At 74.7% G+C, this 21,354-nt stretch carries 2 protein-coding genes (1 of these 2 only partly in view); both read left to right on the top strand.

Annotated elements, in window-relative coordinates; translation table 11 throughout:
* On the top strand, positions 1-7,150 hold the 3' portion of the coding sequence (locus ABD299_RS05675) for an SDR family NAD(P)-dependent oxidoreductase (protein WP_344259389.1). Its footprint begins 3,191 nt before the window's first position; only the last 7,150 of its 10,341 coding nucleotides appear in the window; the start codon falls outside the window, past its left edge; the stop codon is at positions 7,148-7,150.
* A complete protein-coding gene (locus ABD299_RS05670) occupies positions 7,147-21,348 on the top strand; it encodes an SDR family NAD(P)-dependent oxidoreductase (RefSeq protein ID WP_344259388.1) in 14,202 nt (4,733 codons plus the stop codon). The genes ABD299_RS05675 and ABD299_RS05670 overlap by 4 nt, the downstream gene beginning before the upstream one ends.
* Positions 21,349-21,354 lie beyond the last annotated feature (6 nt).

The raw sequence follows: 21,354 nt of genomic DNA, 5'->3' as shown, positions 1-21,354 counted from the left end.
GGATGCCGGTGCCGCGGTCGCGGCCACCGTGCTCCGCGTTCCCCGCTGGCAGGACGCGCCGCTCGGTGTCCCCGCGGACGGCCACGTGCCCTTCGCGGAAGGTGTGGTGGTCGCCTTCGACACCGACGACCGGCGTGTCGCCGAGCTGCGCGGACGTTGCCGGCGGGTGGTGCGGGTCCGGCCGGGCATGTCCTGGGCCAGGACCTCCGCGGACAGCTTCGACATCTCGCCGGGGGAGGAGGAGCACTACCGGTTGCTGGCCGCCGAGCTGCGGGGGGAAGGGGCGGAGCCCGATGCCGTCCTCCACCTGTGGGCGCTGCGGCCGGACCCGGTGGCCGCGACCGCCGAGACGGGCGGCGTCCTCTCGGCCCTGCTGCTGTGCCGTTCGTGGGCACTGGGCCGCACCGGCCCGCTGCCCGTCGTCTACGCCTACTCCGCCGCCGGCGAGAGCCCCGGGCACGCGGCTGTCGGGGGACTGGCCCGCAGCGTGCGGCTCGAACAGCCCAAGCTCGCTCTGAAGACGGTGCGGTTCCCCGCGGAAGGGGCCGACGCCGGCGTTCTCCTGGCGGAGGCGGCCGTCACGACGGCGGCCGGCGGTCCGGGCACCGAGATCCGGTACACCCCGGAAGGCCGTCAGGCCCTGGTCTTCGCCCCTCTCGCACAGCCTGCCGCCCGCCCCGGTGACCAGGCGGTTCCGCTGGCCCGCCCCGGCGGTACCTATCTGATCAGCGGTGGAGCCGGCGCCCTCGGGCTGCACACCGCCCGGCTGCTCGCCCGCCGGGCCTCCGTCTCGATCGTCCTGGTCGGGCGATCCGCTCCGGGGCCGCACACCGACGCGGCCGTGGCGGAACTGGAGGCCCTGGGGGCCCGTGCCGTCTACCTGAGTGCGGACATCACCGACCCTGACGCGGTATCCCGCGCGGTGGCCGCCGCCACCGGGCGGTTCGGCCCGCTGACGGGGGTCGTCCACTGCGCGGGCCTCGTGGAGGACGCCCTCCTGGTCAACAAGACGCGCGAGGCGGCGGAGCGCGTTCTCGCGCCCAAGACGCGCGGCACCGCCGGTCTGGACGCGGCGACCCGGACCGAGAACCTGGACTACTTCCTGCTGTACTCCTCGGTCGCCTCGGTACTGGGGAATCCCGGCGCCACGGACTACAGCGCGGCCAACCGTCACCTCGACTCCTTCGCGGCGTGGCGCGAGGAGCGACGGGCGGCGGGGGAGCGCACCGGCCGGACCGTCGCCGTCAACTGGCCTCTGTGGCGCGAGGGCGGCATGACCATCGACGCCGCGGTGGAGGACCGGGTACTGGCACGTACCGGGTCGCGCCCGCTGGAGACGGCCGAGGCACTGGACGCGCTCGACGCCGCCTTCGCCTGCGGTGAACCTCAGGTCGTCGTCCTCCACGGAGACCGGGAGAAGCTCGAGGGCGCGCTGGACGCGGGGACGTTCCCGGTGGATCCGCCGGAGCACGCCGGTGCGCCGCGGGCCGCCGGCGGGCCGGACCTGCTGCGGCGGACGGAACAGTATCTGAGCGGACTGGTCGGCCGGACGCTCGACGGCCCGGAAACGGCGGCGGGCACGGTCGTCGACCGCGACAGCGGCTTCCTCGAAATGGGCATGACGTCCGTGGACCTCGTCGGGCTGGTCCGCCGGGTCTCCGCGGACCTCGGCATCGAGCTGCCACCGACGGCACTGTTCCGGTACCCCGGCATCGGCGGGCTCGCCGCCCACCTCCTGGACGCGTACGGCTCCGCCGTGACGCGGCGTCTGCCCGCCCGGCCGGGCACCGGCCCCCGGCCGGACGGCCCGAGGCCCGCACTCCCCGGCCCGGCGGTCACCGCGGTGCCGCAGGCCCCCGTGCGCGAGGTCCCCGGGGACCGTCCTGTCGCCGTCATCGGGATGGCAGGACGCTTCCCCGGGTCGCGTGGAACCGAAGGATTCTGGGCGGACCTGCTCGCCGGGCGCGACCTGGTGTCGGAAGTCCCGGCCGACCGGTGGGACCACCGTCTCCACCACGACCCCGCCGGTCTCCGGCCGGACGGCACGGACTGCGGACACGGCGCGTTCCTGGAGGACGTGGACCGGTTCGACGCCGGCTTCTTCCAGGTGCCCCGCGCCGAGGCGGAGGGCATGGACCCCCAGACCCGGCTGCTGCTGGAGGTCCTCTACGAGACCGCCGAGAACGCCGGGGTGGCCGGCCGGCTGCGCGGATCGTCCACCGGGAACTTCGTCGGCCGCTGCTTCGGCGACTACGACCAGGAGATGCTCGTCAGCGGTCGTACTCCGCGGGCGCACGACGTCACCGGTACCTCCGTGTCGATGACGGCCAACCGTTTCTCGTACTTCTTCGACCTCACCGGTCCCAGCCTCGTGGTGGACACCGCCTGTTCGTCCTCGATGTACGCCCTCCACCTGGCCGTGAACTCGGTGCGCCGCGGTGAGTGCGAGATGGCCTTCGCGGCCGGGACCAACCTCATCCTCAGCCCTCAGCACTATCTGCGCAGTTCGGCGCTGGGCGCCCTGTCGCCGTCGGGGCGGTGCCACACCTTCGACGCGCGGGCGGACGGATACGTCCCCGGGGAGGCCGTGGCCGCGGTGCTGGTGAAACCGCTCGACCGGGCGCTGGCCGACGGGGATCCCGTGCACGGTGTCATCAGGGCGACGGCCGTCAACCACGGCGGCCGGGCCGGATCGGCCACCGCCCCCAACCCGGCCCGGCAGGCGGAGCTGCTGCTGAGGGCGTGGGAAGAGGCGGGGATCGACCCGGGCTCGCTCAGCTACCTGGAGGCACACGGCACGGGCACGGCTCTCGGCGATCCGGTCGAGATCGAGGCCGTGGTCACGGCGATGCGCCGGCACACGGCACGGACCGGCTTCTGCGCCGTCGGGTCCGCCAAGGCGCACCTGGGGCACACGGAAGGGGCAGCGGGGCTGGTCGGGGTGGTCAAGACTCTTCTGTCGATGCGGCACGAGGTCATCCCGCCGATGCCGTTCTACGAGGCCCCCAATCCGTTCTGTGCCTTCGACGGAGGGCCCCTGTACGTCAACACGGAGGCGGTTCCCTGGCCGGCCGGCACGGCACGCAGGGCGGGGGTCAGCTCCTTCGGCTTCGGCGGTGCCGGTGCGCACGCCGTACTGGAGGAGCCGCCGCGGCGGACGCTGCCCGAGCCGGTGCCCGGAACCCTGGTCTTTCCCTTCTCCGCGCGTGACGAGGACGCGCTGCGAGAGCTGGTGGGCCGGCACCGGGACTTCCTTCGCGAGCATCCCGGAGCGCGGCCGGACCGGATCGCCGCGACGCTGTGCGCCGGCCGTGAGGCGATGCCGTGCCGGGCGGCGGTGCTCGCCGATTCCCGGTCCGGGCTGCTGGCCGGGCTGGACCAGTGCCTCGACGCCCCGGTGATCGCCGGCCGGCTGAACCCGCCGGACGCGGCGGGCGCCGGAGAAGCCGCCGCGGCGGCCCGGCGCTGGGTCACGGGGGAGTCGGACGACCTGCCGGCGCCGCCGCCGGACCTTCCGCGGCTCTCCCTGCCGGCGTACCCCTTCTCCGGTGAGCGGTACTGGTTCGAGGAGGCCGGGTCGCGGGCGCCGGTGGAAGCGAACCCGGCGGCGTCCGCCGGGGTGCCACCGGAGGCTGACGCCCAGCAGGCGGTCCGGGAGGCGCAGCTCTACGTCTCGCGCAGTGGCTTCTCCGGGCGGCACGCCGCCGCGGGCATGAACCGCCTCGACGAACTGCTCCGGCGCTGGTGCCGCCATCTGCTCGGTGGCGGGCCGGAAGCCGGCCTCCCCACGGCGGCCGCCCTGCGGCGGCGGCTCGCGGACGAGGAGCGGTACGGCAAGCTGGCCGACGCTCTCGCCGCGATGATCGCCGCGGCACCGGCGGACCCGGGCCGCCGGTGGGGCGGGCCGGAGGAGGAAGGACGGCTGGCCGCCGAGCTGGCGTCCCTCACCACCGATCATCCCGAACTGTCGCCCTGGGCCGATCTGGTGAAAGCCTGCGTGCCCAGGCTGCCGGAGTTCCTCGCGGGGGAGGCGGAGGCCCTGGAGGTCTTCTTCTCGCCCGACAACCCCGACCTGCTGCTGCGCATCTACCACGGCAACGAGGTCGCCGACCACCACAACGAGATCGTCGCCCGGCTGGTGGCCGCCCAGGTGCGGGCGGTGCGGGCGAGGCGGCCGGACGAGCCGGTCCGGCTGCTGGAGATCGGCGGGGGCACGGGCGGCACCACACGGCGTCTGCTGGGGGCGCTCGGCGAGCACAGGGACGCCGTGCACTACCTGTTCACCGATGTCTCCCCCGCCTTCCTGCCGGCGGCGCGGGCGGCCTTCTCGCAGACCCCGGTCCGGTTCGAGTGCCGGGTGCTCGACCTGGACGACGAGCCCGAGCGGCAGGGCTTCTCCCCGTCGAGCGCGGACGTGGTGATCGCCGCCAACTCGGTGCACGCCACCAGGAGCATGGCGGACAGCCTCGGCCGCATCCGCCGTCTTCTCGCTCCGGCCGGTGTCCTGGTCCTGGAGGAGCTGGTGCGCAATCACGACTGCATGACGGCGATGATCGGCCCGTTGCCCGGCTACTGGTCGAGTGTGGATCCCGAGGTCCGGCTGCCCCACTCGCCGTTCCTCGACGTGCCCCGCTGGCGCGCCGCCCTGGAGGAACAGGGCTTCGCGCGGACCTGGGCGCTGGGCGCCCGTGACATGGACGAAACCGAGTTCGACAACGCGGTCCTGGTGAGCCAGGTGCCGTCGGACCTCCCGGTCGCCGCCCATGCCGCCCCTGCCGCCGGGACACGGCCCGTCCCCGCGGAGCCCGTCCCCGCGGAGCCGGTTCCCGCGGAGCCCGCTGCCGGGGCCACGGCCGTCGCCGCCGAAGGCGCGGAGCCCCCGGCCGCCGGTGCGGAGGAAGTCTCCGAGCGGCTGCGCACGGTCTTCGCCCGGTTCTTCGGCCGGCCCGCCGAGACCCTGGACGCGGACGGCTCCTTCAGCGACTACGGCATGGACTCGCTCAGCGCCATCCAGCTGGTCCGCACTCTGGAGCCCGAGTTCGGCAAGCTCCCGAAGGTCCTGCTGTACGAGCACGACTCCATCGCCTCGCTGGCACGGTATCTCGTCGCTCACGCTCCCGTGCCCTCCCGGCTGCCTCCTCCCGCTGCGCCGCCCCGGCCCTCCACCGCCGGGCGGAAGGCGCGGGCCGCGCACCCGGCCCCGGACCGCTTCGGGGACGACCCCGTCGCGATCGTCGGCATGTCCGGGCGGTTCGCCCGGTCGCCCGATCTGACCACCTGGTGGCGGCACCTGCGGGACGGCGTCCACCTGGTCGAGGAGATCCCCGCGGAACGCTTCGACTGGCGGGAGGTCTACGGCGACCCCCACCGGACGCCCGGCAAGGTGAACAGCCGCTGGGGCTCCTTCATCCAGGGAGTCGACCGCTTCGACGCGGACTTCTTCGGCATGACCCCCCTGGAGGCCGAGCTCATGGACCCCCAGCAGCGGATCATGCTGGAAACCGCCTGGAGGGCCGTCGAGGACGCGGGCCACCGGCCCGCCGGGCTGCGCGGCAGCCGCACCGGCGTCTTCATCGGAGCCACCTCCCGCGACTACGACTGGCAGCTGCACCGCGCCGGGCGGCACCGTGAGGGCCACGTCGTCAGCGGCAACGGGCACTGCCTCATCGCCAACCGGGTGTCCTACCAGCTCGACCTGCGCGGCCCCAGCGAAGCGGTGGACACCGCCTGTTCCAGCTCGCTGACCGCCGTGCACCGTGCCGTCCGCGCCGTGCGCGGCGGGGAGTGCGACGCGGCCCTGGTCGGCGGCGTGCATCTGTTCCTCACCGCGGATCTGTTCGTCGCGCTCGGCCAGCTCGGCATCATGTCCCCCGACGGCCGGTGCGCGGCGTTCGACCGGCGGGCCAACGGCATGGTGCGGGGCGAGGCGTCGGTGGCGGTCCTGCTCAAGCCGCTCTCCCGGGCGCTCGCCGAGGGCGACACGGTGTACGCCCTGGTGCGCGGCAGCGGGGTCTCGCACGGCGGCGGCGGGCGCATGGACTCGCTGATGATGCCGAACCCCTCGGCCCAGGCCGAACTGATCGCCTCCGTCCACCGGGACGCCGGGGTGGACCCGCGGACGATCGGCTACGTCGAGGCGCACGGCACCGGCACCGAAGTGGGGGACCCGATCGAGGTCAGAGGCCTGCGCACGGCATTCGGGGAGCTGAGCGGCGGGACCGGCCGGGAGCCGGAGGAGCCGTGGTGCGGGCTGGGCACCGTCAAGTCGAACGTCGGGCACACCGAAGCCGCGGCGGGCCTGACGGGCCTGGTCAAGACCGTGCTCGCGATGCGCCACGGCATGATTCCGCCCACCCTCCACTACACCGAGGCGAACCCGCTGCTCGACCTCGAGGGCAGCCCCTTCTACGTCGTCGACCGGCTCACACCGTGGCAGGCGCCCGGCTCGGGCCCGCGCCGGGCCGGGGTGAGTGCCTTCGGCCTCGGCGGGACGAACGCCCATGTGCTGCTGGAGGAGTACCCGCGCCCGGAAGGGGCCGGTGGCGACCGGCCGCCGGGGCCGCAGGTGCTGCCGCTCTCGGCCCGGACACCGGAGCGGCTCCGGGCCCAGGCCGAAGAGCTGCACGACTTCCTGGCCGGACGGCACGCCGACGGCGAGGAAGTTCCGCCCCTCGCCGACATCGCCCGCACCCTGTGGGCGGGCCGCGACGAGATGGAGCACCGTCTGGCGGTGGTGGCCGCGGACACCGACGGCCTGGTGAGGTCGCTGCGCGGATACCTCGACGGTGCCGCCTCCGCGGATGTCGTCCTCGGACGCGCCCACCGTTCCCCGGCCGCCGGCGACGGCCGGGGAACGGCTGCCCGCGACCCCCGGACGGCGGCCCGGGAGTGGATCGCCGGCGGCACACCGTGGCTGCCCCCGCAGGGCTGGGGAGGAGCCCGCCGGGTGTCGTTGCCGGCGTATCCGTTCGCAGGGGAACGGCACTGGGCGAGGCCACCGGCGGAACCCGCCGGAACGCCACCGCCGGCCGTCACCCCCGCGGAAGGGGACGGGGACGGCGGTGAGCGGCTGGCCGGACTGCTCGCCGCGGTCGGGGAGGGCCGGATGTCGGTCGACGAAGCCGAACAGCTGATGGAGGGTGTGCTGTGAACCCGTACGGGACCAGACGCGGTGTTCTCGAACGGCTGCGGCGCGGCGAGCTGACCGTCGCCGAGGCGAAGGCGCTGATCGAGGCCGGCCGGCGGCCGGGTGAGCAGCCGGACGGGGCGGTGGAGGGCGCAGACCTGGTCTGCTTCCGCCCCGGCTGGGAACAGCGGGACATCGCGGGGGCCGGGACGGTCCCTCCGGACACGTCCTCCTCCCCGGTCCTCCTCGTGCTCGACCCCGCTGCCGCCCAGCACCGGGGCGCCGAGAACTGGAGGCCGTCCGGGGCCGTTCTCGTGCGCGCCGGGGGCGGGTCCGGGTTCCGGCGCACCGGCCCCGCCGACTACCGGATCGGTCTCGCCGAGGACGCGGACTGGACGCGGCTGTGGCGGGACCTCGCGGAGCGGGACGCGACCCCGGAGCGAGTGGTGCTCGTCACCGGCGCAGGGCCCGAGAACTGCCTCGACGCCGTGTATCCGCTGCTGCGCGCGGCCATCCGCAGGCAGGGCGGTGAGCCGCTCCGCCTGGCGTGCGCCGCGGTCGGCCCGGAGAGCGAGCAGTCCGCCGACACGCTCGGCGGCTTCTGCTCGGTCGCCGCGCAGGAGGACAGCCGGCTGCGCCCAGTCGCCCTCGCCGTGGGCGGCGACAGCGACCCTGTTCCGCCGGCCCTCGCCGAACTCGAGCGGGACGACCAGCCCTTGGACGAAGTGGCCTACGAGGGCCCGGTGCGCCGGGTCCGGGTCCTGCTCCCGGAAGAACTGCCGGCACGACCGCTCCCCGGCCTCCCCGAGCAGGGCGTGTATCTGATGGCCGGCGGCGCGGGAGGCATCGGCCTGCGGCTCGCGGTGCTGCTCGCCCAGCGCTCCCGGGCCCGGCTCGTCCTGCTGGGACGCTCGGAGCCGGGCCCCGCGCTCCGGGAGGCCACGGCGCGGATCGAGAACGCCGGAGGACGGGTCGGATACGTCCGGGGCGACGTCACCCGGCCGGCGGACGTGCGGGCCGCCGTGGACTTCGCCCGTGCCGAGTTCGGCCCGGTGACCGGTGTCCTGCACCTGGCCGGGGTCAACGAGGACGCCTACATCGTCAACAAGCCCCCCGGTGCGCACGCCCGGGTGCTCGCGCCCAAGCTGCGCGGCGCCCGCGTCCTGGACGAGGCCACCCGGGACGAGCCGCTCGGCTTCTTCGTCCTCTTCTCCTCCATGGCCGGTTACCTCGGACACGCCGGGCAGAGCGACTACGCGGCGGCGGGGCGCTCTCTCGGCGGGTTCGCCGCACACCGGGCCGCGCGGGTGGCCCGGGGGGAGCGCCGGGGCACCACCGTGTCCATCGGGTGGCCCCTGTGGTCGGGCGGGGGCATGCGGCTGAGCGAAGCGGACCGGCGGGCCGTGGAGTCCCTGCAGGGCATGGTGGAGATGCCGCCGGAAACCGGGCTTCTGGCGATGACGGCTGCCCTTCGCACGGGTGCCCCGGAGCTGGTCGTCGTCCACGGGGACGCCGGCCGCATCGGCGCGTTCGCCGGCCGGCGCCTGGCGCCCGGCCGGCCGGACGGCCGGGCCGAGCAGGTGCCCGCCGGGCCGGCCGGCCCGGTTCCCGGAGACCTCCGGGAAGCCGCGCAGACGTATCTGCTCGGCCTGGTCTCCGAGATGGCCCGGCTGCGGCCCGGGCAACTGGGAGCCGACCAGGAGTTCTCCACGCTCGGCATCGACTCGGTCATGATCAGAAGACTGTCCGTGGCCCTGGAGGACGGGCTCGGCCCCCTCCCCGCCACCCTGATGTTCGAACACCGCACGGTGCGCGACCTGGCACGTCACCTCGCCGGCCAGCACGCCGAGCCGCTGCGGGCCCTGCTGGGGGCCGGGCCGGACCCGGCGCCGGCCGCCCCGGAGCCGGTGAGGGACGCACCCGCCGCCGGTTCCGCCTCGAAGCGGCGTGAGCTCTCTCCGGACCCGGCGCCGCCGTACGAGCCGCCTCGGGACGCCATCGCGATCGTCGGCGTCGCCGGGCGCTACCCGGGAGCCGCGGACGTCGACGAACTGTGGACCATGCTGGCCGAGGGCAAGGACGCCATCCGCGAGATACCGGCCGGCCGCTGGGACAAGGACCGCTGGACCGACACCGGCGACTCCCGTCCGGGTACCAGTTACGGCCGCTGGGGCGGCTTCCTCGACGACGTCTCCCGCTTCGACTCGCTGTTCTTCGCCGTGGCGCCGCGCGAGGCCCGCAGGATGGACCCGGCCGAGCGCCTGTTCCTGGAAGTCGCCTGGTCCGCCATCGAGAACGCCGGGTACTCCCGCGCGCGCCTCCACCACCTCACCCGTACGGAGGACGGACACTCGGTGGGGGTGTTCGTCGGTACCACGGGCATGGCCTACGGTCTGGTCGGCGCCGAGGAGTGGGGGAAGGGCAATCCGGTCCCGGCCTACTCCATGGAGTTCTCGCTGGCCAACCGTCTGTCGTACCTCCTCGACGTGCACGGTCCGAGCATGGCGGTGGACACGGCCTGCTCCGCGTCACTGACCGCGCTCCATCTGGCCTGTGAGAGCCTGCGGCACGGCGAATGCCGCATGGCCGTCGCCGGCGGCGCCTATCTGAACCTGCATCCCATGAAGTTCGCGATGCTCGCCGAGCAGCGCATGATGTCCCCCGACGGGGTCTGCCGGGCCTTCGGCGAGGGCGGGGACGGCTTCGTCCCCGGCGAGGGGGTCGGCGCCGTCGTCCTCAAGCCGCTCGGCGCCGCCCTCGCCGACGGCGACCACGTGCACGCGGTGATCCGCTCCACCGCCGTCCGGCACGGAGGCAGGACCAACGGGTACACCGTGCCCTCGCCGCGAGGCCACGCCTCCGTGATCGGTGCCGCGCTGCGCGGCTCCGGGATCGATCCGCGCACCATCGGATACGTCGAGGCCCACGGCACCGGCACCGAGCTCGGCGACCCCATCGAGATCGACGGCCTGTCGCGGGCGTTCGCCGGGCACACCGCCGAGCGGCAGTTCTGCTCCCTGGGCTCGGTGAAGCCCAACATCGGTCACGCCGAGGCCGCTGCCGGGATCGCCGGCCTGACCAAGATCCTGCTCCAGCTGCGTCACCGGACGCTCGCTCCCACACTGAACAGTGACCCGCCCAACCCGAAGATCGACTTTCCCTCCACCCCGTTCCGGCTCCAGCGGACGGCCGAACCCTGGGAGCCGGGCCCGGGCGGCCTGCCCCGACGGGCGGCGCTCAGCTCCTTCGGCGCCGGGGGTGCCAACTCCCACGCGATCATCGAGGAGTTCGTCCCGGCGAAGCCGCCGCCCGCCCCCGGCGGGACGGACCGGGAGCACCTCATCCTGCTGTCCGCCCGCACCCCGGACCGGCTGACCGCGGTGGCGGAGCGCCTCGCACGGCACCTGTCGGCACCCGGTTCGCCCGGCTCGCTCGCGGACATCGCCCACACCCTGCAGGTGGGCAGGGAAGCCCTCGAACACCGGCTGGCCTTCGTCGTCCGCTCCCTGGAAGAGCTCCGGGAAGCCCTGGCCCGCTTCGTGTCCGAGGGCACCGCCCCCTTCACCGGCCGTGCCGACCCGTCCAGGACCGCAGGGAATCCGGCCCGGCTGGGCGAGCTGATCGCCGGGCAGCGCCGGCACGAGGCCGCGGAGCTGTGGGTCCGGGGCGCGGACGCCGACTGGCCCGCGGCGCTTCACGGCCGTGCTTCCGAAGGCCGCGTCCCCGGCATCGTGCCCCTCCCGTCCTACCCCTTCGCCGGTCCCTCGCACTGGCCGGACACCAGCGCTCCGCCGGACCGGGACCGGCAGGCACCACCGGACGACACGGTTCGCGCGCCGCTGACACCGGGCCCGCCCCTCGCGGGTGGCGCGCGGTACACCGTGGAGCTGCGGCCCACGGAGCCGGTGGCCGCCGATCACCTGGTCGCCGGGCATCCGGTGCTCGCGGGGGTGGCACACATGGAACTGGTCCGTGCCGCCGCCCGGCAGCTGACCGGCCGTCATCCCGTCGCCCTGTCCGAGGTCCGCCTGCGGTCCCCGCTCGTCCTCGGCGAAGCGGCCCCCGAGGTCCGGGTGACCGGGAAGGGCGAAACCGTCAGCGCGGAGCTGGTCACCGACGGCCCGGACGGCCCCGTCGTGCACTCCGCGGCGAGAGTCCATCTCGCTGCGGAACCCCCCGCTGCCGGCGCGGCCCCCGACGGCCTACCCGGTACCGCCGGTGAACGGCTCGACCTGGCCGCGATCCGTGCCCGCTGCCCCCGGCGGTCGTCCGGCACGGAACTCTACGAGCGGGCGGAGGCCGCCGGCCTGCGCTTCGGACCCTCCTACCGCCTCGTCGAGAGCCTGTGGTCCGGTGACGGCGAAGCGCTGGCCGAGCTCGGCGCACCGCCCGCCGCGGCCCGGACCGGATGGTGGCTGGAGCCCGGAGTGACCGATGCCGCCCTCCACACCGTGCACGGTGCTCTCCCCTCATGGAGGGAACCCGCCACCAGGCCGGTGTCGGTGGACCGGGTCGAGTTCATGTCCCCTTCGGGACGGGCCCGCCTCGCGTACGCGCGGGTCGTCACGGCCGATCCCGACCGGGGCACCGCACGCTGCGACATCACGCTGTGCGACACGGACGGGCGGGTCGTGACGCGTTTCACGGGGCTGGGGGTCATCCGGCCCGAGCAGCCGCCCGAGGTCCCGTACTTCCGGCCCGTGTGGCGCGTGGAACCGCCGGCCGCCCCGGCGCCCCCGGCCGCCCCCGGGCCGGTCCTGGTGCTCACCGCCGGGCACGACTACGGGCTCGGTGCCGCCCTCGTGGCGCACCACGGCCCCCGGGCCCGCCTCGTCGACCTCGCCGGCCTGCGCACGCCCGAGGACCACGCCGCGCTGCTGGCCGGGCAGGAGGGCCCCCTCACCCTCCACTTCCTCGGCGGTGTGGAGGACCGGCGGTACTCACCCACCGACCTCGGTCATCTGGAGACCTCCCAGCGGCACGGCTGCCTGGCGCTGTTCCACCTGGCCAAGGCGCTCGCCGCCACCCGCCCGCCCGGTACCCGGCTGACGGTCCTGACCGGCGACAGCCAGCAGATCGACGAGCTGGTTCCGGCGGTCAATCCGTTCGCCGCCTCGCTGCACGGCATGGCCCGGACCGTCGCACGCGAGCTGACGTTCCTCGACACGGTCCTCCTCGACCTGTCCGCCGGCGAGCTGGAGCGCTGCGGTGCGTCGGGCGACTGGGCGTCTCTGCTCGGCCGTATCGACGCCGAGCGAGCCGGTGTCCCGTTCGCCGAGGCGGCGTGGCGCGACGGGACGCGGTTCGTCAAGCGTCTTGAGGCCGCCCGGCTTTCCGGCCCCCGCCCCGGGGACCTGCCCCTGCGGAAAGGGGGCCGCTACCTGATCGTCGGAGGTGCCGGCGGACTCGGCCGGGTCATCGGCGAGCACCTGGCCGGCGAGTACGGCGCCCGGATGCTGCTGGTGGGACGCCGTCCGGAGCGGGAACTCGACAGCTCCGTCCTCACGCGCCTAGGCCGTGCGGGAGGCGAAGTCGCCTACCTGCGCGGGGACGTGACGGATCCCGCGGCGATGCGGTCGGCCGTGGCGCGGATGCGTGAGCTGTTCGGCGGGGTCGACGGCGTCATCCACACGGCGTTCGTCCTGGCCGACCGGACCATCGCGGGCGCCGACGACGCGACCTTCAGGGCCGCCTTCGACCCCAAGGTCCGTGGCACTGTCGCGCTGTGCGACGCGCTGAGCACCGAACCCCTCGACTTCCTGGCCCTGTTCTCCTCGGCCATCGCCCACACCGGAAATCCGGGACAGTCGAACTACGCGGCGGGCTCGACGTTCATGGACGCCTACGGCCGCCACCTGGCGAGCCGGCTGCACTGGCCGGTCACCGTCTTCGACTGGGGCTACTGGGGCGACCAGGGAGCGGTGGCCACCGACGAGTACCGCGAGCGGCTCGCCGGGTGGGGGGTGTCGCCGCTGTCCGCCGCCGAGGGTGTCCACGCGTTCCGGCAGGCCCTCGCCGGCGGTGCCGGTCATGTGGTGCCCCTCAAGGTGTCCTCCGCCCTCGCCGAGGTCACCGCGGTGGGAAGCGGCCCGGTTCACCTGGCCGAGCCCGGCTCCCGCCCCTCCGTGCTCCCGGCGGTCGCCGCGGCGCTGCGCGCGGAGCAGGCCCGCCGCGGCGAACCGTACAGCGGCGACTACCTGGACGCCGTGGACGCCTACGGCCGCCGTGCCGTCCTGGACGCCGTCGCCTCGATGCCGCCGGGCCTGGGCGGACCCGGGGAGACCCGCACCCTGCCGGACCTGGTGGCACGGTACGGCGTCACGCCGTCACAGCGGCCGCTGTTCGAGGCGCTCGTGACCGCTCTGGTGAACGGCGGCTACCTCCACAGGGACGGCGACCGCCTGGAGACCCTGGCCGCGGCGGGGACCGCGGGCGACAGCGGTGAGCGGGCGGCGCACCGGGCCCGGCTGCTGCGCCGCTTCCCCCATCTCGGTCCGCTGCTCGGCCTCCTCGACGACTGTGCCGCCGCGCTGCCCGGCGTACTCACCGGAGCACGGCGGGGACTGGACGTCCTCTTCCCGGGCGGGTCCAGCCGTCGGGTGGCCGGGCTCTACCACGACGATCCGCGCACCCGGCACTTCAACGCCCTGTGCGCCTCGGCCGTGGAGACCGCCGTCCGGGAGTGGCAGGCGGGCTCCCCGGGGCTTCCCACCGCCCCCCGCCTGCGCATCCTGGAGATCGGCGCCGGAACCGGCGGAACCACCCAGCCGGTCCTGGAGGTGCTCGACGGCTTCGCGGACCGGGTGGCCTACGACGTCACCGACATCTCGCCCGCCCTGACCGGCAGCGCCCGGGAGCGACTGGGGACCGGGCGCCCGTACGCCGGGTTCCGGGTGCTCGACATCGAGGGGGACATGGCCGGCCAGGGGTTCGGCGAGGACCGGTACGACGTCGTCCTCGCGACGAACGTCCTGCACGCGACGGGCGACATCCGGCGCACCCTGAAGAACGTGGCCTCGCTGATGCGGCCGGGGGCCCTGCTCGTGGTGAACGAGGCGACACGGGTCCTGGACGCCGTCACCCCGGTCTTCGGCCTCACCGACGGCTGGTGGTCGGCGCGGGACCCGCACCTGAGGCTGCCGCACTCCCCGCTCCTCGGCCCCGGGACCTGGTCGGCACTGCTGATCGACGCCGGCCTGCGCGGGGTGTGCCGCTTCGCGGCCGAGGGGATTCCCGACGACCGGGCCGGGCAGCATCTTCTGGTCGCCGAACGCGGCGCCTGGCGGGAGCTTCCGGACCGTGACACGCCTGCCGGGCGGACGCCCCGCACCGCCGCACCGCCGCCCGGGACGGCCGGCGCGGACGGCTCCCGGACCGGGGACGGCCCCCGGCCGGACCGGACTCCCGACGACGTTGTGCGGCTCACCCGCACGGTGGAGCACCTGACGACGCTGTACACCGAGTTGCTCCGGCTCGACGACGGTGAACTCGACCCGGACACGCCACTGGAGATGTACGGCGCGGACTCCCTGACGGCCATGGAGGCCGTCGAGCGCCTGGAGCGCGACTTCGGCCCGGTGCCGAAGGACCTGCTGCTGAAGCGGGAGTCCGTCCGGGCGCTCGCCGCGGCACTGGCCGGGCAGGCGCACCCGGCAACGGACCGGCACCGGGCGGACGTCTCCGCCACGCCGTCCCCGGAGTCCGGGCCGCCGGAACCCGTGCCGGGGCCGGAGCGGGATGCCGGGGAACCCGGTGGCACCGCCCCGGCCCCGGTGGGCCGGACGTCCGGGACGGGGGCCGTCGCGGCGGCCGAGCCGATCGCGATCGTCGGCGTGGCCGGCCGCTACCCGATGGCCGACGACCTCGACAGCCTGTGGCACAACCTGCTGACGGGGCACTGTGCCATCACCGAGGTGCCGCCGAGCCGCTGGGACCTCGCCGACCACGACGACCCCACCGGGAGCGAGGCGGGACGCAGCTACCACCGCTGGGGCGGCTTCCTCGCCGGCGTCGACCGCTTCGACCCCCTCCTCTTCCGCATCTCGCCCAGGGAAGCGCACGGCATGGATCCGGCCGAGCGGCTGTTCCTGGAGGTCGCCTGGGAGGCGCTCGAGGACGCGGCCATGCCGCCGTCCCGGCTGCGCGCGCGCACGCCCTCCGGAAGGCCGCGCGTCGGGGTCTTCGCCGGCGTGATGCACCACGGGTACCAGCTGGTCGCGGCCGAGCAGTGGGGACGCGGACACCGCGCCCTCCCCGCCGCGTCGGCCTGGTCCGTCGCGAACCGCGTCTCGCACAGCTTCGGATTCACCGGACCCAGCATGGCGGTGGACTCCGCGTGCTCCTCGGCCCTGACCGCACTGCATCTCGCCTCGGCGAGCCTGCGTCAGGGGGAGTGCACGGAAGCCGTCGTCGGCGGGGTGAACGTCATCCTCCATCCGAGCCACCATCTCGGCCTCTGCGCGGCCGGGATGCTCTCCACCGACGGGCGCAGCAGAGCGTTCGACACCGCGTCCGACGGCATGGTGACGGGTGAGGGGGCCGGGGCCGTCGTCCTCAAGCGGCTGTCCGACGCCCTGCGGGACGGCGACCGGATCCACGCCTGTGTCATCGGGTCCGCCGTGAACGCGGACGGACCGACCGAGGGATACACCGTCCCCGGGGCCGAGGCACAGACCGACGTGATCCGGGAGGCCCTGCGGGTGGCGGGCGCCGACCCGGGCTCCATCCAGTACGTCGAGGCCCAGGCCACCGGCTCCCCGGTCGGCGACCCGGTGGAACTGGCCGCCCTGCGCCGCGCGTACGGGCTCGGTGAGGGGAAGCGGCTCCGGGTCGGCTCGGTCAAGCCGAACACGGGACACCTGGAGGCCGCCTCGGGAATGGTGCAGCTGACCAAGGTCCTGCTGCAGATGCGGCACGGAACGCTGGCCCCCACCCTCGGTGCCGACGGCGCACCGGCCCCCGACGGCTTCCAGGTGACCGGGCAGCCCGTTCCCTGGCCGGGCGGGGAGGGCGAGCCGCGGCGGGCCGCCGTGAGTTCCTTCGGGGCGGGCGGTGCCAACGCCCATGTGATCATCGAGGAGCCGCCGGTGCCGTCCGCCCGGCCCGGGCGGGCGGACGACGGCGAGCCGATGCTCCTGCTGCTCTCGGCCCGCCGCCCCGACCGGCTGCGCGCCCACGCCCGGCGGCTGAGCGACTACCTGTCCGGGCCGGGAGCACACCTGCGTCTCGCCGATGTCGTCCGCACGCTCCGCATCGGGCGGGAAGCCCTGCCCGTGCGGCTGGCGGCCGTGGTGCGCAGCGTCCGTGAGGCGGCCGACGTCCTCGGCGCCCACGCCGCGCAGCTCCCGCACGAAAGGCTGATGACCGGCCGGCGGCGAGCGGCGCACGGGCATGACGAGGCGCCCCGGTCCCTCCCGGCCTCGGCCACCGAGGCCGGACTGGCGGAAGCGGGCCGCGCGTGGACCGAGGGCGCGCCCATCGACTGGCGGGCCCTGGACGAGCAGGGCGGGAGCGTCGTCTCGCTGCCGCACTACCCGTTCGCCCGCGACCGTTACTGGCTCGACCTGCCCGCAGAGGGCGAGCGGACGGCAACCGAGAAGGCACAGATGTCCCCCAGTGATGACGAGGAGTCCTCCGTGAGCGACACCCTTCCGGCCGCGGAGACCGAGGCCGGGCACCGCGCCGACGGCGAGGAAGCCCACCAGGCGTCCGCGGCGGTGCGGGATCTGGTGGTCGAGGTGATCTGCGACCTGCTCGCCGTCTCCGCGTCCGACATCGACACCGGCGACCATCTGAGCGATTTCGGGTTCGACTCGATCACCATGGTGCAGCTCGCCGACCGGCTCTCCACTCGGCTCGACATCGAGCTGAGTCCGACGGTCCTCTACGGCTTCCGGGACCTGGCGGCCCTGCTGGCGCATCTGACCGCCGCGCGCGCCGCCCAGGGGGAATCCGCCGGGAAGCCGGTGCCGCGGGCCGTCCGCACGGACGGAACGGCAACGGAGCGGGCGGCCTCCCCGGAGCCTGACGCGCCGCCCCCGCCCGCCCGTGCGGCGGCGGGCCCCGCTGGGGCGCGGTCCGCGCCGCCGGAGTCGTCCGTCCGGGCCGGTCGCCCCCGGGCCCCCGAGGACGAGCCGGTCGCCGTCGTGGGAATGGCGGGTGTCTTTCCCGGCTCGCCGGACACCGATGCCTTCTGGGACCACCTGGTGGCCGGGCACGACCTCGTCGGCCGCCCTCCGGCCGGCCGCTTCGACGACCACGAGGAGATGGGTGAGCACTGGGGCGGATTCCTGGACGGCGTCGACCGCTTCGACGCCGGGTTCTTCCGGATCACGCCCCGGGAGGCCCGTGTCATGGACCCCCAGCACCGGCTCTTCCTGCAGACCGTGTGGGCGGCCGTGGAGGAGGCCGGCTACGACCCGGCCGACCTGGCGGGCTCCGCGTGCGGACTGTACGTCGGCGTCGCCTCCTCCGAGTACGGTCAGCTCGCCCGGGAACGCGGCGCGGACATCGACGGTCAGCTCATCACCGGGAACGACCACAGCGTGCTGGCGAACCGGGTCTCCTTCCTGCTCGACCTGCGCGGCCCCAGCGAACCCGTGGACACCGCCTGCTCCAGTTCGCTGGTCGCCGTCCACCGTGCCGTCTCGGCCATCCGCGGTGGTGAGTGCGACATGGCCATAGCGGGTGGCGTCAACGTCATCGTGAGCGCGACCGGCTTCGACGCCTTCAGCCGCTCGGGCATGCTGGCCCCCGACGGCCGCTGCAAGACCTTCGACCACAGGGCGGACGGCTACGTCCGCGGCGAGGGAGTGGGAGCCGTCCTGCTCAAGCCGCTCAGCAGGGCGCGGGCCGACGGCGACCACATCCACGGTCTGATCACCGGCACGGCGACCAACCACGGTGGCCGCGCCGCCTCCCTCACCGCCCCCACACCGGCCGCCCAGGCCGAGGTCATCACCCGTGCCCAGCAGCGGGCCGGTGTGCTCCCGCAGACGATCGGCTACGTCGAGGCGCACGGTACCGGTACCGCGCTGGGAGACCCCATCGAGGTCGAGGGTCTGCGGACCGCCTTCGGGGCGGGCGGGCCGGCGGCCGACGGGGCCGGGCAGTACTGCGCACTGGGGACCGTCAAGACCAACGTCGGTCACCTGGAGACCGCGGCCGGCATGGCGGGACTGGTGAAGGTGCTGCTCTCCCTGCGGCACCGCATGCTGGCGCCGTCCCTCCATCTCGAGCGGCTCAATCCGCTGATCGAGCTGGCGGATTCGCCCTTCCATCTGGTCACGTCGCCGCGCCCGTGGCAGCCTCTGAGCGACCCGGCCACCGGGGAGGTACTGCCCCTCCGGGCCGGTCTCAGCTCCTTCGGGTTCGGCGGGACGAACGCGCACCTGATCGTCGAAGAGGCGCCGGCCGTGCCGCGGCCGGAGGCGGACGACACCCCCGGGCCGCACGTCTTCGTTCTCAGCGCCCGGGACCCCGCCCGGCTCCGTGTCTGCGCCGAGCGCCTGCTCACCCACCTCGGCCGGCTGGAGACCGGCGGCCGGCTCCACCACGCGTCGGCCGCGGACACCGCCTACACCCTCCAGCTCGGGCGCCGGCCGTTCCCGGCCCGGCTGGCGGTGGTCGCCGGGACACTCCAGGAACTCGCCCGGGTGCTGCGTCTCCATCTTGACGGCGGCAGCGACGACCGGGTGTTCTCCAGCGCTTCCGGCACCACAGCCTCCTCGGGCGCGGACCCCGGGGCCGAGGAGCTCGCCCACGCCCTCGCCCGGGCACGGAACGGAGACGTCCGCAGGCTCGCCGCCCTGTGGGCGGACGGCGCCGAGGTGGACTGGCGGAGCCTGCATCCGGAGGGCGGCCGTACCCGCGTGACGCTTCCGGCCTACCCCTTCGCACCGGAGAGCCACTGGCTGCCCGCCGGGCGGCCCGGCCCCCGGGCCGGGGCCGGCCCCGCCCTCGTGGCCGAGGACCGCAGGGCCGGGTCACCGCAGCCGGTGCCACCGGCCGGCACCGGGCAGCGGGCGCGCCCGCCCGCGCCGCCCGCCGCGCCGCCCGCTCCGGCCCACCGGGAGACCGCTCCCGCACCGGCAGCCCCTCCCGCGGCGTCGCACGGCAGCGAGGACCGCCTCGCCCGCCTGCGCCGGCACGTGCGGGACGCCATCGCCGACGGGGTCGGTATCACCGCCGACGCGATCGACCCGGCGCGGGAGTTCGCCGCCTACGGGGTGGACTCCCTCGGGGCGATGCGCATCATGCAGACCATCCAGGCCCGGTACGGCGACCACATCCCGATGGCCGCCATCCTGGAACATCCCAGCGTGGACCGGCTGGTGGCCCATCTGCACCAGTCCTACGTGCTGCCCGACGCCGTGCCCGCGCCCGAGGGGACCCCGGACCGGGCCCGTGCGACGGCACCTCCGGGTGCGGAACCGCACCCGGAGGTGAAGGTGGTCCCGTTCGCCGACGCCCCCGAGGGGACGCCCGCCTACTGCCTCTTCGGCGAGACCGGCGAACTGAGCTGGGTGATGAACCTGTGCGGACACCTTGCCCAGGAAGGGCCGGTGATCGGTCTCGAAGCACCGGGCTTCGACACCGGAACGGCACCGTCCGGAGACATCGGGCACCTGGCCCGGCAGTGCGCCGACGCCATCATGGAGCGGCACACCGAGGGCGCCTGCCGCGTTGTCGGCCAAGGGGTCGCCGGGTACGTCGCCGCGGAGACGGCCAGGCTGCTCCAGGACCGTGGCTTCGAGATCTCCGAGCTGCTGCTGCTGGGGACCCCCGAGCCGGGGGAAGGCCCTCCTCATGAAACGCCGGCCGCCTCGGTGGCGGAGGTCGCCGCGTCGTTCGCAGCGGTATGGGGGGCGCCGGACAGGCCGTTCGGGGCCGACGAGCCGGAGGACCGGGGCGTCGGTGACCGGGTGGCGGAGGCCGCTGCCCGGCTGGGATCCCACGCGCCCATGGACGGGCCCACTCTGCGCCGGTGGCTGGAGACCGCCGCGCGCTGGCGCAGCACGCTCGTCCGGTCCGCGCGGACCTACCACGCCCGCCCGCTCAGCGGTACGGGGGCCGTGTGCGTGGTCCGTGCCGCGAGCCGGGCCCGGAGCACTCCGGGCAGCGGCTACGACCGCTGGATCGCGCCGCCGCCGGTGATCCACGATCTGGACCTCGAACCCTGGCAACTGCCCTCGCCCGCGGGGGCGCGGGACACGGCCCGCTCGCGGGCTGCCCGTCCTGCTCTCGCCGTCTCCCAGGAGGAGCAGCCGTCACCGGTGGTGGCGATCAACCGGCACGGAGACGACAAGCGGTCCGTCTGGGCGCACAACCTGTACGGCGAGGTGAGCTACGCCATCTACCTCTCACGCCATCTGGGTCCGCGCACACCCGTCATCGGCCTGGAGCAGACCGGAATGGCGGCTCCGGTCCTCCGGCCCCGGGAGTATGCCTCCGTCGAAGAGATGGCCGCGCACTACGCCGGGGAGCTGCGTGCGCAGTTCCCCGGAGAATCCTTCCTGCTCGGCGGCTGCTCCTTCGGCGGCGTCCTCGCCTACGAGATGGCCCGGAAGCTCCAGCAGGAGGGAGAGGAGGTCTCCCACCTGATCGCCATCGACCCGATCATGCCGGCCACCGAAGCCTGGGACAGCGTGGACTGGGGCACGGTGACCGCAGTGGAGGCCGAGGCGTTCTCCGTCGTCATGCTGGGCAACGCCATGTGCCAGCGCTGGGGGGTCGCCGAGCGCGTCCCGCTCGCGTCGCTGTCCGGCCTGGCGCTCGACGGGCAACTCGACGTGGTCGCACGCCACATACACGACCGGTCCCCGGCCCGCCCCGACCCGGAACTGATCAGACAGCAGATCCTGGTGCGGCACGAGGTGATGCTCCGCAACGGCGACCTCCTGCAGGCATACCGCCCGAAGCCGCTGGAGCGTTCCGTACCCACCACCTTGTTCCACGCCACTCAGGGATTCCTGGCACCGGACAACGACAACGAGCTGCCCGCCGTTCCCCGCACGAGCGACGACAAGTCCAACGGGTTCGCCGCCTTCGTCGGTGACCGGCTGACGATCCACGAGATGGCGGCCGACCATCACACCATCGCGCACAACGAGAACCTGGCCCTGATCTCGGCCGTGCTGGCGCCGCTGCTCCGCCGGGACGGCTCCCCGGGCGGCCTCTTCCCCGCTTCGCTCTCCCCGGACAGCCCTCAAGGCAGCAGGTGAGGAACA

The organism is Streptomyces sodiiphilus (assembly GCF_039529215.1).
In the GTDB taxonomy this organism is placed as follows: domain Bacteria; phylum Actinomycetota; class Actinomycetes; order Streptomycetales; family Streptomycetaceae; genus Streptomyces; species Streptomyces sodiiphilus.
This window is presented reverse-complemented; position numbering and strand designations above follow the sequence as displayed.